Annotated in this window: 1 pseudogene; it reads left to right on the top strand. The window is 49.2% G+C overall.

Annotated elements, in window-relative coordinates:
* Positions 1-53 precede the first annotated feature (53 nt).
* Positions 54-260 (top strand): annotated as a pseudogene (locus U869_RS0129090) (IS3 family transposase); the annotation flags it as partial.

The raw sequence follows: 260 nt of genomic DNA, 5'->3' as shown, positions 1-260 counted from the left end.
TGAACCGTACCGGGTTTCTTGGAGACTAAACTCTTAGTGAAAGGAGACCCAAAATGAAATCACAATCTGCCAAACGCTATCCCCCTGAATTGCGTGAGCGCGCAGTCAGAATGTTGTTGGAACACCGTGATGAGTATGACTCTGAGCCAGATGCCATTCGTGCCATCTCGTCAAAAATCGGATGCCATTACGACACTCTGCGAGCCTGGTTACTTCAGCATAAAAATGATGTCCGTGGGGGTATCAGCCCCGTCAGCACT

Source organism: Serratia sp. H1w (genome assembly GCF_000633355.1).
In the GTDB taxonomy this organism is placed as follows: domain Bacteria; phylum Pseudomonadota; class Gammaproteobacteria; order Enterobacterales; family Enterobacteriaceae; genus Chania.
The sequence above is the reverse complement of the archived record's forward strand: the minus strand, read 5'-3'. Positions and strand labels throughout refer to the sequence as shown.